The sequence below is a fragment of the Bifidobacterium sp. ESL0682 genome, from assembly GCF_029392815.1.
Classification (GTDB): domain Bacteria; phylum Actinomycetota; class Actinomycetes; order Actinomycetales; family Bifidobacteriaceae; genus Bifidobacterium.
In genome coordinates, this window is sequence record NZ_CP113942.1 from 304,187 (window position 1) to 320,023 (window position 15,837).

14 protein-coding genes and 1 pseudogene are annotated in these 15,837 nt (G+C 58.2%); 13 read left to right on the forward strand and 2 right to left on the reverse strand.

Going from position 1 to position 15,837, the window contains the following annotated elements:
• The 13 genes and pseudogenes from OZX57_RS01205 to clpB all read left to right on the forward strand — a co-directional run bounded on the left by OZX57_RS01205 (position 1) and on the right by clpB (position 14,601).
• Positions 1-1,322, forward strand: a pseudogene (locus tag OZX57_RS01205) (glutamate--tRNA ligase family protein).
• 330 nt (positions 1,323-1,652) lie between these two features.
• Positions 1,653-2,522, forward strand: coding sequence for a hypothetical protein (locus tag OZX57_RS01210; RefSeq protein WP_277162385.1), 870 nt, complete (start codon positions 1,653-1,655; stop codon positions 2,520-2,522).
• Entirely contained in the window at positions 2,512-3,336 is an 825-nt protein-coding gene (locus tag OZX57_RS01215) for an anthranilate synthase component I family protein (RefSeq protein ID WP_277162386.1), read from the forward strand. Before OZX57_RS01210 ends, OZX57_RS01215 begins: the two co-directional genes overlap by 11 nt.
• Positions 3,333-3,929 (forward strand): aminodeoxychorismate/anthranilate synthase component II, encoded by a 597-nt coding sequence (locus OZX57_RS01220; protein ID WP_277162387.1) that lies wholly within the window; start codon positions 3,333-3,335, stop codon positions 3,927-3,929. Before OZX57_RS01215 ends, OZX57_RS01220 begins: the two co-directional genes overlap by 4 nt.
• A gap of 181 nt (positions 3,930-4,110) precedes the next feature.
• Positions 4,111-5,154: an anthranilate phosphoribosyltransferase gene (trpD, locus tag OZX57_RS01225; RefSeq protein ID WP_277162388.1), complete on the forward strand. Its 1,044-nt coding sequence runs from the start codon at positions 4,111-4,113 to the stop codon at positions 5,152-5,154.
• A 50-nt stretch (positions 5,155-5,204) separates the two neighbouring features.
• The gene (gene trpC, locus OZX57_RS01230; protein ID WP_277162389.1) at positions 5,205-6,056 is read left to right on the forward strand and encodes an indole-3-glycerol phosphate synthase TrpC; all 852 of its coding nucleotides are present in this window, start codon (positions 5,205-5,207) and stop codon (positions 6,054-6,056) included.
• A gap of 8 nt (positions 6,057-6,064) precedes the next feature.
• Positions 6,065-6,877 (forward strand): phosphoribosylanthranilate isomerase, encoded by an 813-nt coding sequence (locus OZX57_RS01235; protein WP_277162390.1) that lies wholly within the window; start codon positions 6,065-6,067, stop codon positions 6,875-6,877.
• Between the two features lie 114 nt (positions 6,878-6,991).
• On the forward strand, positions 6,992-8,191 hold the full coding sequence (gene trpB / locus OZX57_RS01240; protein ID WP_277162391.1) for a tryptophan synthase subunit beta: 1,200 nt from the start codon (positions 6,992-6,994) through the stop codon (positions 8,189-8,191).
• Entirely contained in the window at positions 8,184-9,020 is an 837-nt protein-coding gene (trpA, locus tag OZX57_RS01245; protein ID WP_277162392.1) for a tryptophan synthase subunit alpha, read from the forward strand. Before trpB ends, trpA begins: the two co-directional genes overlap by 8 nt.
• 291 nt (positions 9,021-9,311) lie before the next feature.
• A complete protein-coding gene (locus OZX57_RS01250; protein ID WP_277162892.1) occupies positions 9,312-10,136 on the forward strand; it encodes a YggS family pyridoxal phosphate-dependent enzyme in 825 nt (274 codons plus the stop codon).
• 147 nt (positions 10,137-10,283) lie between these two features.
• The gene (locus OZX57_RS01255; protein ID WP_277162393.1) at positions 10,284-10,631 is read left to right on the forward strand and encodes an acylphosphatase; all 348 of its coding nucleotides are present in this window, start codon (positions 10,284-10,286) and stop codon (positions 10,629-10,631) included.
• A 226-nt stretch (positions 10,632-10,857) separates the two neighbouring features.
• On the forward strand, positions 10,858-11,673 hold the full coding sequence (locus tag OZX57_RS01260) for a fumarylacetoacetate hydrolase family protein (RefSeq protein ID WP_277162394.1): 816 nt from the start codon (positions 10,858-10,860) through the stop codon (positions 11,671-11,673).
• 294 nt (positions 11,674-11,967) lie between these two features.
• The gene (gene clpB, locus OZX57_RS01265; RefSeq protein WP_277162395.1) at positions 11,968-14,601 is read left to right on the forward strand and encodes an ATP-dependent chaperone ClpB; all 2,634 of its coding nucleotides are present in this window, start codon (positions 11,968-11,970) and stop codon (positions 14,599-14,601) included.
• Between the two features lie 118 nt (positions 14,602-14,719).
• Here the strand turns inward: clpB and OZX57_RS01270 are convergent, their stop codons facing one another.
• Positions 14,720-14,866: a hypothetical protein gene (locus tag OZX57_RS01270; RefSeq protein ID WP_277162396.1), complete on the reverse strand. Its 147-nt coding sequence runs from the start codon at positions 14,864-14,866 to the stop codon at positions 14,720-14,722.
• On the reverse strand, positions 14,839-15,699 hold the full coding sequence (locus OZX57_RS01275) for a hypothetical protein (protein WP_277162397.1): 861 nt from the start codon (positions 15,697-15,699) through the stop codon (positions 14,839-14,841). Before OZX57_RS01275 ends, OZX57_RS01270 begins: the two co-directional genes overlap by 28 nt.
• Between the last annotated feature and the right edge of the window lie 138 nt (positions 15,700-15,837).

The window sequence follows — 15,837 nt, forward strand, 5'->3', positions numbered from 1 at the left end:
ATCGCTGGTAAGAATGGTGACGGAAGTCAGATCTGTGGCAACAGCGAGCCACCCGGCAAAGTACTGCTGCGCATCGAGGACGTTGACGGGCCGCGTGCGGTCAAAGATGCCGACAAGTGGATCATGGACGACCTGCACTGGCTTGGCCTTGACTGGGACGGCGAGCCGGTCTATCAGTCGCAGCGCACGGAAATCTACGAGGAGGTGTTGCGCTCGCTGGAATCGGTAAGTTTGGACGATGTCATTCATGCTGGGTCTGGAGGTAACGCATCCGGTGGCCTTGACGGTTGCGGGGGTCGTTGGGTAGCGGCAATTCTTTGCGGAATAAAGCTGCGCAAGAAACCGCCGAGCGAGTGTATGGCGCAGATGATTTGGAGATACCTGATTCCTGTGCCTTCGGCGATTTTCCGCTGGTCTATCCGTGTTTCTGCTCGCGTGCCGATCTGCGTGCGGCTTCGGCCCCGCAGGAGGGCGATCGATTCCTGATTTATCCGGGAACGTGTAGAAAGTTGTTGGCCGAGCATCCCGATGAGGTGTACTTGCGGTTGGAGGCCGGTAGGCGTCATTCGCTGCGTATAGCAGTTTCGGAAGAAGGCGCGAGCGGGAGTGCCGTCGCGTTTGATGACCGGGTGTTTGGCAAGCAACGCTTCGATTTGTCGCGCGATGTCGGCGATACCGTGATTCGCCGTTCCGACGGCATCTTCTCTTACCAGCTGGCAGTAGTGGTTGACGACCTTTTGATGGGCGTCAATGACATCGTGCGCGGTCGCGATTTGTTGCGTTCCACGGCGTTGCAGATATGGATTCGCCGGGCGTTGGTAGCTTCGGGGTTTGCCGCGAAATATGGTATTAACGGCGACAATGATTCGGTCGCTGCAAAGAACAAATACAGAGAAAATTGCAATACTTTACAATCAGATGATGCTTTGCCCGCAGATTGTCGTCATGCATTAAAGCCAGATGATTTCGTGTTCAATCAGGCCAGCGGGACAGCGGAATATCCGACGTATGCGCATCTGCCGCTGATCGATGACCCGACTGGAACGCGCCTGGCCAAACGCAAGCATTCGCTGGATATCGGTGAGCTGCGGGCGGAAGGAGTCAGACCGGAGCAAATTATTGGTTACTGCGCATGGCTGCTCGGTATCCGTGAGCTGCACGATGTCCAAATGTCGGACACTTCTGGACCGGTTGCCATGAGTGCGCGGGAAGCCTTGGAATGCTTCACCTGGGACAGCATCCGTGCTGACAAATCCGACCGTGTTCTTGCTCCAGATTGGTCGGACGGGTTTGACAGACGCAAAAACGGGAGTGTAGCCTAACTATCAATAACTAAAAATCACTACAAACCGATGAAGCGGGGAAGTAGACGGAAACGCGCGATGAGCGAGCCTGGGATGGTGAGAGCCGGGACGAGATGCGAACCGTTGAGTGGGCCGCTGAGGGCGCACCGATTGGCCGGATTTCGACCATGAGGCTGCGACGTAAGGCATACGTCAGTTGCCGGAGACGTGTTTGCGTCTCGCAAAGGGCACGGGAGACCGTGAACCAAGGTGGCACCGCGGGCATATATCGCTCGTCCTTGGCTGTAATTGACAGCTGGGACGGGCTTTTTAGTCCCAAAATGAGGCGAAGGCCTCTGGGAGGTGCCCATGGTGACCATGAGTGCGAATGCTGCGTTCGGCGCGGACGGCGATGCAGCCGTTAGGAATGTTGCCGGCCATGCTGAGGTTGACGTTGACACTGACGCTGAGAATGTTCTGGATGCGAGCTCTGCTGCTGCGGACCGTGGATTGATCGACCATGGTGCGGCGAACGAAGAACGATATGCCGGTATTCGGCCGACACTTGACGAAGTACGTGAACTCACGAAAACCGGCAAGTACCGCCGTATCCCAGTGATGCGCGAGCTGCTTGCTGACCGGCTGACCACCATCGAAGCCATGCGTCGCGTGCGTGCCACCTCCAATCATTGCTTCCTTCTGGAAAGCGCCGAGGCTGACCAGCGCATGGGGCGTTACAGTTTCCTCGGATTCGCGCCGAAGCTTGAGTTGACGTGCAAGACCGGTGATTTGGTGATTAAGCGCGTTGCCGCTGCTGGATCGCAGGCCGAGGATGTCGTCGTCGAGCACCGGCATGTCGACCACCCGAGCGACGCGATCCGCAAGGTGCTCGCCCAGTATTCCAGCCCGCGTATTGAGGGGTTCCCGCCGTTTTCCGGCGGTCTGGTCGGTTATTTCTCCTTCGGTTATCTCGCTTACGCCGAACCGTCGTTGCGGCAAGAAACCAATGATCCCACGGCCTTGCCTGATGTCGACCTAATGCTGTTTGACCAGCTCATCTCCTTCGATTCTTATCGCCAGCGCCTGCAGCTCATCGCCGGTGTTGATGCCAATGATGTGGATGCCTCCTACGAGCGTGCGGTCGGCCAGATCGAGGCCATGCAGCGGATTCTCGATCAGGGCGAACGCTACGACTTCAAGCCGCTGGAACTCGGGCGGCGAACTTGCGTTGACGCTTAATCGTGAGCAATACGGTTCGATGATCGAGAAGGCGAAGGAACACATTTACGCCGGTGACATCTTCCAGGTCGTGCTCTCCAATCCTAGCGTTGCCAAGGCTTCCGGTAGTCTCTTCGACGCTTACCGGCTCATGCGGGCCGAAAACCCGAGCCCCTACATGGTCTTCATGTCTAGCGATGACATTGAAATCGCCGCCGCTTCACCCGAGACGTTGGTGCGGCTCGAAGACGGCAGACTGCTGACCTACCCGCTTGCCGGAACCCGTCCGCGCGGTGCGACGCCGGAAGAGGATAAGCGCATCGAGCAGGACTTGCTGAGTGATGAAAAGGAACTGGCTGAGCACAACATGTTGGTCGACCTCGGACGCAACGACATCGGCCGCGTCTCGAGGCTCGGCAGCGTAGAAGTTGAGCGACTGCACGATATCCTGCGCTTCTCGCACGTTATGCACATCGGATCCACGGTTGCCGGGCAGCTGGCGGACGGCAAGGATGCGTTGGATGTCATCGACGCGGTGCTTCCGGCTGGAACGCTTTCCGGGGCACCGAAGATTCGCGCCTGCCAGATTATCGCGGAACTCGAGGATTCCCCGCGTGACATCTACGGCGGTGCCATCGGCTACCTTGATTTCTCCGGCAACCTTGACACCTGCATCGGCATCCGTCTGGCCTTCAAGCACTACGGCAAGGTCTGTGTACAGTCCGGGGCGGGCATCGTCGCCGATTCCGACCCCGACAAGGAATTTGCGGAATGCCGCAACAAGGCGCTCGCCGTTGTGGACGCTATCAATCAGGCGAACGGAGGCCTCGCATGATTACCATTGTCGACAACTACGACAGCTTCTCCTACAACCTTTATCAGCTCATCGGTTCCATCGAGCCGGACGTGCACGTGGTGCGCAACGACGACCTCGACGTGGCGGGTCTTGCCGCGTTGGGTTCCGACGGCATCGTGCTTTCACCGGGGCCGGGCAAACCTGCTGACGCTGGTATCTGCGAGAACGTGGTGCATGAACTTGCCGGAACGGTGCCGATTCTGGGCGTCTGCCTCGGTCATCAGGCCATCTGCGAGGCGCTGGGAGGCAAGGTCGTACCCGCCGCCGAACTCATGCACGGCAAGGCTTCGCCGGTCGAACTCGACAATGATTGCCCGCTCTTCGCCGGCATGCCCTCGCAGATTCAAGCCGCACGGTACCATTCGCTGGAAGCCGAAAAGGCGACATTGCCAGATACGTTGCGTGTCGTGGCCCGCACCGATGGAACCGACGAGATTATGGCCGTGGAACACGTCGAGAAGCCAATGTTCGGCGTTCAGTTCCATCCGGAAAGCATTCTGACACCCCTGGGCAAGCAGATTCTTGAGAATTTCATCGGCGTCATCGACCGATGGCGACCGAATCATGATTAATCGAGAAGTCGATGAGCCGGTTGGCCAACAGGTTGACTGACTGATTGCTCAATCGGCCACTCAATCAGCGGATTGTCAATTGGGGTGCGAAACCGGCTCATACAATTCGTTGATTCATCAATCAGTAATTCAATAATCACCAATTCAATAATCAACTATCAATCACAAGGAAGTAATAACCATGATTAGTGAAGCCATCGTCAAAATCGTCAATAAGCAGGACCTCACCTACGACGAGGCCTATCAAGCGATGAAGGAGATTATGGGCGGAGAATCGACGCCGACCCAGAACGCGGCCTTCCTCGCGGCCCTCTCCACCAAGTCGACCAAGGCTGAAACCATCGACGAGATTTCGGGTTGCGCGACCGCCATGCGCGAACTGGCCACCCCGGTGCCGCATCCTGGCGTCGAAACGCTCGACATCGTCGGCACAGGCGGTGATAGTGCCAACACCTTCAACATCTCTACTACGGCAGCACTGATTGCGGCGGCTGCCGGTGCCAAGGTGACCAAACACGGCAATCGTGCAGCCAGCTCGCAGTGCGGCACCGCCGACTGCCTCGAAGCCCTCGGCGCGAACATCTCGCTGTCGCCGGAAGAAGCGGTCGATCTGCTCGAGAAGGACAACTTTACCTTCCTATTCGCCCAGCGTTACCACACCGCAATGCGCTATGTCGGCGCAATCCGCAAAGAACTCGGCTTCCGTACTGTTTTCAACATTCTCGGGCCTCTCACGAACCCCGCCCGTCCCGAATACTTCCTGCTCGGCGTCTACGACGAATACCTCGTGGAGCCCATAGCCCACGTGCTCGAAAGCCTTGGCGTGCGTCGCGCGCTGGTCGTGTACGGCCGCGACAAGATGGACGAGGTCTCGCTTTCCGCCGAAACCGCGGCCTGTGAGCTGCGTGACGGCGAATATCATCCGATGACGCTGACGCCCGAGGAATTTGGCCTGACGCGTTGCCAAAAGAGTGATCTGCTCGGCGGCACTCCTGCGGAGAACGCCGCGACCACGCGTGCCATTCTGGGCGGTGAGGAGACCGGTCCGAAGCTGGAAGCAGCGCTGTTTAACGCTGCTTGCGCGCTGTATGTCGCGGGCGTTGCCCCGTCGATCGGCGAAGGAGTCGAGCTGGCCCGCGAACAAATCGCATCCGGTGCGGCGACGAAGACGCTTGACACGTTCGTTGCCGGCTCGCAGGCATTCGCCAAGGCCGATGCTGATTAGTAAGGAATGGAACGTGGCTGTTGAAATGAATGATAGGAAAGTGCAACGTAATGGCTGATTCTGAAAATATCCTGCAGCGTATCGCCGCGAAAACCTGTGAGCTCGTGGCCGAAGAAAAGGTGCAAACTCCGCAGAACATAGTCGAAGCGCAAGCTCGCGAGGTGAACTCACGAAAAGCTCAAGCAGGGGAGAGCGGCGATGCCGCATTTCCGTTCGAACGTGCGCTCAAGGCTCCGGGCATGAGCTTCATCTGCGAGCTCAAGCAGGCCTCGCCCAGCAAGGGCATCATCGCGCAAGATTATCCCTACCTTGATATCGCCCGCGACTACGAAAAGGCCGGGGCGGCGGCGATCAGCTGCCTGACCGAGCCGACGTGGTTCAAAGGGTCCGACGAGCATCTTCGCCAGGTTGCGGCGGCGATCGATATTCCGGTGCTGCGCAAGGACTTCATCGTCGATGCGTACATGATCTATCAGGCTCGCGCTTGCGGTGCTTCGGCAGTGCTGCTGATTTGCTCGATTTTGGACGACAAGCAACTTGCCGATTACACCGCGCTCGCGCACGAACTTGGCATGAGCGCACTGGTGGAGGCTTACCAGCCCGACGAGGTGCCGCGTGCCATCGCCGCCGGTGCCCGTGTAGTCGGTGTCAACAATCGCGATTTGCGTACCTTCGACGTCGATTTCGACCACAGTATCGAGCTGCGTCCGACCGTTGGCCCGGATCGCGTTTTCGTTTCCGAGTCCGGCGTAGCCACCCGTGCCGATGTGGCCGAGCTTGAGGCTGCCGGAGTCGATGCGGTGCTCATCGGCGAGACCCTGATGCGCTCGCCCGACAAGACCGCGGCGCTCGCCGAGCTTCGCGGCGGGCCGGTCAATCGTGTTGCTGCGGACGAGAAGTAAGAGATGGCATGATGAATAATTCGACAGCTTCGGTTCGAGCCGCGTCTTTGGGATTATCAGATAACGGTGTGTCCTTTGGGGACGATGCAATTGTTGCTCATGAAATTCTGAGCAACGCGGTTTCTGCTGGTGGTACCGCGGATACGGATACCGCAAACGGCTGCAAGGTCAAGCTTTGCGGGTTGAGACGCGAGCAGGATGTGGACGCCGCTTTGGCGGCTGGTGCCGATGCCGTCGGATTCATTATCGACGTTCCCCAATCGCATCGTTCAATTTCCGTTGAGCGCGCGGCTGGGCTGGTGAAGTACATGAAGACTCGATCCGGTAAAACCGGTGTGAAACTGCCGGATGCGGTTGGTGTGTTTGTCGATGAACCGACTGAGCGTGTGGCCGCCATTGCCAACGATGCCGATCTCGATGTGATTCAGCTGCACGGGCATGAGGACGAGAGTTACCTTGCCGAGCTGCGCGGGCTTGCCGATGTGCCGATTATGCAGGCATTCAAGATTCGCGCCGAATCGGATGTGGACCGTGCTCGCCAATCGTCAGCCGACCTCGTGCTGCTTGATGCGGGCGCAGGCGACGGCAAGACGTTCGACTGGTCGTTGGTGCGTGATGTCAATCGTCCGTTCCTGCTCGCCGGTGGTCTTAATGCCGGCAATGTGACTGAAGCTATCCGAGCCGTGCATCCCTTCGGCGTGGATATCAGCTCAGGAACCGAAACCAATGGCGTCAAAGACCCGCACAAAATGCGGGCTGTCGTCGAGGTGGTGCGTGCGGCAGCGGATGGTGCGGAAGGCGGTGGTGCCCACGGATCATAACTTGATATTCAGATTGACTGGGTAGGCATTTCGTTGTCGGAGCAGTCAAACAATATTTTACAAATGTAATACATATTAAAAATAGAAACAAACATCATAACAAAGGAGCAACTCATGACCAATTCGCCCAATTCAAAGGGGCGCTTCGGCATCCACGGGGGCCAATACATCCCCGAGACGCTGATGGGCGCCGTCAACGAGCTGGAGGAGGCTTACAATCATTACAAAAATGATCCCGACTTTCTCGCCGAGCTTGATGACCTTGAGAAGAAATACGCCGGTCGTCCTTCGCTGCTGTATTACGCGGAGAACATGACCAAGGACCTCGGCGGTGCGAAGGTGTACCTCAAGCGCGAGGATCTGAACCATACCGGTGCGCACAAGATCAACAACGTGCTCGGCCAGGCGCTGCTCGCCAAACGCATGGGCAAAACTCGTCTCATTGCCGAAACCGGCGCGGGCCAGCACGGCGTGGCCACGGCCACCGTTGCGGCGCTGTTCGGCATGGAATGCGTGGTCTACATGGGCCAGGTCGACATGGAACGTCAGGCGCTGAACGTCTACCGCATGCGGTTGCTCGGCGCGGAAGTACGTGGCGTCACCAGCGGCACCGGAACCTTGAAAGACGCGGTTTCCGAGACGTTCCGCGAATGGACTCGTCGCATTTCCGACACTCATTACTGCCTCGGCTCGTGCATGGGTCCGCATCCCTTCCCGACGATGGTGCGCGACTTCCAGTCCGTCATTTCCAAGGAAGCCCGTGAGCAGATCCTTGAGGACGAAGGCAAGCTTCCCGCAGCCGTCATCGCGTGCGTCGGCGGTGGTTCGAACGCCATCGGCAGCTTCTACAACTTCATAGACGATAAAGATGTGCAGCTCATCGGTTGCGAGGCGGCCGGCCGCGGCATCGACACCAAGGAGACGGCGGCGACCATGAACACCGGCTCGCTTGGCATCTTCCATGGCATGAAAAGCTACTTCTGCCAGAACGAATATGGTCAGATTGCGCCGGTCTACACGATTTCCGCCGGACTCGACTACCCGGGCGTCGGCCCCGAACACGCGGCGCTGAAGGATGCCGGACGCGCTCAGTACGTGCCGATTAATGATGACGAAGCGGTTGACGCTTTCGAATACCTGAGCCGCACCGAGGGCATTATCCCGGCCATCGAAAGCGCACATGCCGTGGCTTACGCCATGAAGCTCGCGCCGACGTTGCCAAAGGACCAAAGTATCATCGTCACCCTTTCCGGACGTGGCGACAAGGATGTGGCGGCCATTGCCCGCTATCGTGGGGAGGATCTTCATGACTGAGACAACGACAACACAGCAGGGCTCTCGCCGTTCCCGTATCGCAGAAGCATTCACGGCTCCCGATGGCAGCCGCCGCAAGGCCTTCATCCCGTTCGTCACGGTTGGCGATCCCTCGATTGCGTTCACTGAAAAAGTCGTGCCGGCCATGATTGACGCGGGCGCCGACCTCATCGAGCTGGGTGTTCCCTTCTCCGACCCGACGGCCGAAGGTCCGGTCATTCAGGAAGCCAGCAATCGCGCGCTTGCCGCCGGAACGACAACCGATGATGCTTTCGCGCTGGTGGAGCGACTGCGCAAGGAGCATCATATCGATACGCCGATAGTCTTCATGACCTACGCCAACGTGCTCTATTCTTACGGCCTCGAGCGTTTTGCGCATCGTGCTGCCGAAGTCGGGCTCGACGGCGTGATTCTGCCGGATGTGCCACACGAGGAAAAGCCCGAGTTCGACGAACCGCTGGCCGCCGAAGGGCTTGATTTGGTCAGTCTCATCGCCCCGACCTCGCACGAGCGCATCCACAGTATCGCTTCGGACGCCAAGGGCTTCATTTATTGCGTGAGCTCGCTCGGTGTCACCGGCGTGCGCGAGGAAATCACCAGTGATGTGAAGGGTATGATTCGTGAGGTGCGCGCCGTCACCGACGTGCCCGCCGCCATTGGCTTCGGCATCTCCACTCCCGAGCAGGCCGCCACCATGGCCGCCGATTCGGACGGCGCCATCGTCGGCTCGGCCATCGTGCGCATCGTCGGCAAATACGGCGAGGATGCGCTGCCCTACGTCACCGACTATGTGCGTTCGCTTGCCGAGGCCGTTCACGGTTTGAACTGAGCAGGCATGCGTGTGTGTATGTAGTGTATGCGGAGCTGTGCAGATGAAGAGTGTGCGTAAAAGTGCATTTTAGCGACCGTAACTTGCATGTTTTCCACGTAATTGTGGAAAATGCGTAAGTTGCGGTCGCTATTTCGCGTGTTTTTACATGGCCGTCAGAAAAGTGCGTTTTAGAGATTGTATTTTGCATGTTTTTGACGTAAATGATATAAAAGTGCGATTTGGTACGAGTCACGATGACATGGGCGTGCATAATATGGAGACGAACAATCGGAGCGGAAGCGGGGAATGATGACTGCTTACATGGATCACAAGAATCTCGCGAACGAGGTTATCGACGAGGTGCGAACCAAGGAAATCACGGACGGCGTGCATCGTGTGCTCGATGATATCGCGCAAGCCGAGGCTGCGGCTGGGCGTGAATCCGGATCTGTGAAGCTGCTCGCTGCCACCAAGACACGCGATGTCGGCGAAATCATGGCAGCCATCGACGCCGGTGTGCGCATGATCGGCGAGAACCGGCCGCAGGAAATTTCTGCCAAGGCCGAGGGGCTGATTCGCCAGTGTGCGCAGCGCGACTTCTCGCTCGGCGCTTCGGCCGACGCGGATTCTCAGGCTGCCGCAAACGGCCACATCCCCTTCCACCTCATCGGTCAGTTGCAATCCAACAAAATCGGCAAGGTGCTGCCATATGTCGACACCATCGAATCCGTCGGTTCACTCGAGGAAGCGCAGAAAATCGCGCGTCGCGCCGTTACCCGCAACATCACTGTCGGCGTGCTGATGGAAGTCAATGAATCCGGCGAGGTGTCAAAGTCCGGCTGCGAACCCGACCAGGCTGTTGATCTCGCTTACCAGATTGGTGCCATCGACGGTTTGCAATTGCAAGGTTTAATGACCATTGGCGCCCATGTTGACGACGAGAAGACGATACGCAATGGCTTCGCGCACCTGCGCGATACACGCGATACGATTCTCAATTCTGGCGAGCCAGGAACGTCGGAATGCCGCGAACTCTCGATGGGTATGACTCACGATATGGACTATGCCGTGGCCGAAGGCTCAACCATCGTGCGCGTCGGCACTGCAATCTTCGGCGAGCGCGCGTTCATCTGAGATTGGAAAATTTCGCAATTTGAAGAACGCTGTCGGTTTGAATGATTCCAGCGGTTCCGCGATGCTGAAAGCGTTGGCTGACAATCCGATAATCCAATGTGCTGATGCTTCAGCGTTCAGGGGAAAACGATGGGAGAACGGGCGACGATGACAAGTGAGACAGGTGGAGGCAAAATCAAAACCAGAACCAATGGCAGCAGCAACGGCCGCGTGATTCGTATACATGCGGTCGTCACCGGCATGGTGCAGGGCGTGGGCTACCGCTATTTTGCGGTCAACGAGGCACAGCGCTGCGAGGTCTCCGGCTGGGTGCGCAACTGCCATGACGGCTCGGTGGAGGTCGAGGCTCAAGGCGAGCAGGGTCTTGTCGCCGCATTCGTTGAACGGCTGGGCCGCGGCCCGCAGTGGGGGCATGTCGAGAACGTCAAGACTGCAGAAATTCCACTTCGTGATGATGCGGATTCCGGGTTCCGTGTCCGTCGTGATGCCTGCTGAAATCGTGTCTTTTCCGGCATTAAGTGGGGTTGATGTGCTGGTAACGACGCATTTAGCGGTTTCGATCATGCTTTCTCGGCATATGTAGGTCGGCTGGTGCTGGGAATGACGTGTTGGTAAGCGTCTATTGATTGCAGTTTTTGCGTCGGATATCCAGCGTCAAAACTTTCTGCCTTATTTCAGCTTTTGTCTGACCAAAGACCGGTAAGTGGCGTAATCTGGATGCATGAGAATCGCACGCTATTCCTATAACGATGTTCCGCACTATGCCTTCGTGCAGACCGACAGCAACGACAAGAAGGATTACCTCGTCGAGCTTGACGGCTATCCCTTCGGCTCCCAACCGGTGCAGCCCACCGGCGAGCGCCACCTGATTGACGAGGAAGGCATTCGCCTGCTTTCCCCGGTCATTCCTTCCAAGGTCTACGGCCTTGCCAAAAACTATGAGGCCCACGCCGAATTCATGCACAGCAAGGGCCAGTCCGCCGCCGAGCATGCTCCCAGCGAGATGGTCGTTTTCATGAAGCCGTCCACCTCCGTTATCGGCCCGGACGATCCGATCGTCATTCCGAGCTACTCCAACGATATGAACTTTGAACCCGAGGTTGCCGTGGTGATGGGCCGCATCGCCAAGAACGTTCCTGTCGAAAAGGCCATGGATTACGTCCTCGGCTTCACCTGCGTCAACGATGTGACACTGCGCGACTTGCAGGGTGACGACCCAATGTGGACGCGCGCCAAGGGCTTCGACACCTCCTGCCCGCTGGGCCCGTGGCTCGAGACTGACATCGATTGGAAGGACACGAAGATTTCCTTCACGCTGAACGGCGAGGATGTGCCTGACGCCTCAGGCACCACGGCCGACCTGATTCATTCGATTCCTGAGCAGATCGCGGAGATTTCAAGCTTCGCTACACTTCTGCCCGGCGATGTCATCATGACCGGCACCCCCAACGCCTCCGGCAAGCTGAAGCCGGGTGACGAGGCCATCGTCAATATCGGCGGCGTCGGCTCCTTGCGCAATGTGGTGGTCAAAGGCTGAACAGGGCTGAATGACAAATCGTTAACGCGATGGGCGATGGTTGTGTAATGTCACTGTCGAATATCGTTGTCTAACAGGCCGGTTGACGGATTAAGTTCCGTTAGCCGGTCTATTTTATTGGTCGCGGATGTCGATAAGCGCAAGGAACTAGACAATGGTGTCTAAAACTTGAGTCGAATAGACTCAAGTTTTGGGAATAGAACCCCTCCGTTTGTGGTTGTACGTAATAGATATTGAACGATGCCTTGCATTCCAACGGTTCACGGAGGAACAGGGCGAACAAACGGAGGAAACATGGAACAACAATTTACGACCATGGCTCAGGAAGCTATTGGAGATGCGATTCAAAGTGCGGCGGCTGCGGGCAATCCGCAGGTTGATACTTTGCATCTGATGGATGCGCTGCTGCGTCAGGAAAACAGCGTGGTCACGGGGCTGATCAGCGCCGCTGGCGGCGACCCGAAGGCGATTGGTGCCGCGGTGCGCAACGCGTTGGTCGCGCTGCCGAGCGCGAGCGGGTCTTCGACCTCGCAGCCGCAGGCGAGCCGTCAACTGACGGCCGCGTTGGCGCAGGCTGAGAAGGAAATGCAGCAGATGGGCGACGAATACGTCTCCACCGAACATCTGCTCATCGGCATCGCCGCAACGGCTCCCAACGAGAGCGCGACGATTCTGAAGAACAACGGTGTGACCCCGGAAGCCCTGCGCAAGGCCGTGCCCGGTGTGCGTGGCGGCGCAAAAGTGACCAGTCCGGACGCCGAAGGCAGCTACAAGGCGCTGGAGAAGTACTCCACCGACCTTACGGCTCAGGCCAGGGAAGGCAAGCTCGACCCGGTGATTGGCCGCGATCAGGAGATTCGCCGCGTCATCCAGATTCTTTCCCGCCGTACCAAGAATAACCCTGTGCTGATCGGCGAGCCCGGCGTCGGCAAGACTGCCGTCGTCGAAGGCCTCGCGGAACGTATCGTCGCGGGCGATGTGCCCACGACCTTGCAGAACAAGAAGCTCATCAGCCTTGACTTAGGTTCGATGGTGGCCGGTTCGAAGTACCGTGGCGAGTTCGAGGAACGCCTGAAGTCCGTCTTGAACGAGATCAAGAGCGCGAACGGCGAGATCATCACCTTCATCGACGAGATTCATACCATCGTCGGCGCGGGTGCGGCCGAAGGTTCCATGGACGCGGGCAATATGCTCAAGCCCATGCTGGCCCGTGGCGAGCTCCGCCTGATCGGTGCAACCACACTCGACGAATACCGCGAGAACATCGAGAAGGATCCGGCGCTGGAGCGTCGTTTCCAGCAGGTCTTCGTCGGCGAACCGTCGGTTGAGGACACTATCGCGATTCTTCGTGGCCTGAAGCAACGTTACGAAGCACACCACAAGGTGACCATCGGCGACGATGCGCTCGTTGCCGCAGCGACGCTTTCGAACCGTTACATTTCCGGTCGTCAGCTGCCCGATAAGGCCATTGATTTGGTCGACGAGGCTGCTGCGCACCTGCGTATGGAGCTCGATAGCCAGCCTGAGGAAATCGATGAGTTGCAACGTCGCGAGACCCGTCTCGAGATGGAGGAAATGCAGCTCAAGAAGGCTGAAGATCCGGCCAGCAAGGACCGCTTGAAGAAGCTGCAAAGCGATCTGGCGGACACTCGCGAGAAGCTTTCCGGCCTCAAGGCCCGTTGGGACCAGGAGAAGGCCGGCCACAACAAGGTCGGCGACCTGCGCGCCCAGCTCGACGCCAAGAAGGTGCAGGCCGACAAGTACACCCGTGAAGGTGACTTGGAGAAGGCCAGCAAGATTCTCTATGGCGAAGTTCCGGCGATTCAGAAGCAACTGGATCTGGCGGAACAGGCCGCGGACGAGGAAAACACGGAAGGTCAGGAGACCGAACCGATGGTCCCCGACCACGTGGACGCCGATTCGGTGGCGGGCATCGTTTCCGAATGGACCGGCATCCCCGTTGGCCGCCTGATGCAGGGCGAGAACGAGAAGCTTCTGCATATGGAAGAGTACTTGGGCAAGCGCGTTATCGGCCAGAAGGAAGCCATCCAGGCGGTTTCGGACGCTGTGCGGCGCTCGCGTGCCGGCATCTCCGACCCGAATCGTCCGACCGGTTCGTTCCTCTTCCTGGGGCCCACCGGCGTGGGCAAGACGGAGCTCGCCAAGGCGTTGGCGGACTTCCTCTTCGATGACGAGAAGGCCATGGTGCGTATCGACATGAGCGAGTACATGGACAAGGGTTCCGTGACCCGTCTGATCGGTGCGGCTCCCGGCTATGTCGGCTACGAAGAGGGCGGTCAGCTCACTGAGGCCGTGCGTCGTCGTCCTTACTCCGTCGTGCTGTTCGACGAGGTGGAGAAGGCAAACCCCGAGGTCTTCGATATCCTTCTGCAGGTGCTCGATGACGGCCGCTTGACCGATGGCCAGGGCCGGACCGTGGACTTCAAGAACACGATTCTCATCATGACCTCGAACCTTGGTTCGCAGTTCCTGGTGCAGCCTGATTTGGATGATGAGGCCAAGAAGAAGGCCGTGATGGATGCGGTGAACGCGCACTTCAAGCCCGAGTTCATCAACCGTCTCGACGAGCTGGTCATCTTCCATCCGCTCACCCGCGAGGAATTGGGCGAGATTGTGGACATCCAGGTGCATCAGGTTGCGTCTCGCCTGACCGACCGTCGCATCACGCTCGACGTCACCAAGGCCGCGAAGGAATGGCTCGCCAACGCCGGTTACGACCCAGCTTACGGCGCCCGTCCGTTGCGCCGCTTGGTGCAGACCGAGGTCGGTGATCAGATGGCAAAGATGTTGCTTGCCGGCAAGGTCCACGACGGCGACACCGTGCTGGTCGACCAGACCGGCGGCGATCACCTCGAGCTGAGCACGATGCCCGAGGACCCGCTGAGCGAGGACCACGAGGACAAGTGATTTGGTGCCGTGAACTAGTTGAACGGTAAAGGTTTAAAAAGCCGGACCGTCGTAGCAATACGACGGTCCGGCTTTTTTGTTTTCCGTAGATTGATGACGAAATGTTGAGTCTGTTTTGTTAACCGATATTGCCGCGCTGGGCTTTTCTGCGTCCGTTGATAATGAGGACGAGTGCCAGGATCGCAAGGATGAATCCGGCTACCACCAGCACGCCGACCCCTCCGAACAACGCGAACGTCAGGCGCGGCTGCGGACCGAATACCACCAACAGCGCGAACGCCCAAACCGCGATGATGATGACGGTGATGACGAAAATACGGGTGAAATGTGCGAGTTTTCTGATGCCGGCAATAAGCGTATTAAAAGCACGGTCGGCAAGGGCATGGCCCGTGGCGCTTGTGTGCTTGCGGCCATGGTGCTGGAGCTGGCAGCAGAAGCTTTCGTTGTTGCGGACGCGGCTTGCTGCGATGCCGTTACGGGGTTCATGGAATCCTGCGACTGCTTGACGTCGCGAAGAATGAGCAGTTCGACCAGCTCGATGGCCAGCGCCAAGGTGATGATGAGGTTAACCCCGCCGAAATACGCGTGCTGCGATCCCTCCGGGAACTGATTGCCGGCCACGCAAATCGCCAAGCTATAAATAAAGGCTCCCGTGGCTCCCAGCGAAATCAGCGAATTGACATCCGGTGCGCGGCGGCTCAACGCATGCCAGCCTTCGCGATGGATTGGAGCGCCGCATAGGAACATCGTCGGTGTGGTCACAATGGCCTGCAGCCAGGGGTTGACCAGCCAATCGGGCACCAGCGAGGTGCTGAAACGGTTGAGAAGAGAAGGGATGAAGACGATGACGGTGAGCACTACGGCGAGGATGAGCAAACGCGAGATACGCGAGATCTGGTCCGTTATTTGAGCACCCGGCGCGCTGTCGTCAGAGTCATGGTCGTCATCGTTGCCATTGTTGGGATTCCGCAGCCCCTGCAGCGCCGCTTCGACCGGCGACCTGTCCGAAATAGACGAACGGAAAAAGAGGATGATGAGCCAAGTTGCCAGTGCGGCGAGCACCACCGCCAAGCCGCCCATGAATAAGTCGAATCCCACGGTTCCTCCTTGATTGTTCTTTCATCATCGCAGTTTCATGCTTCGATATCCCAGCTGACGCGATGATTGACACGAGATATACGCACGTCGTGTTCGGTTATTAGGCAAGGTGGCGTTTCGGCTCGTATTGATGAGTGG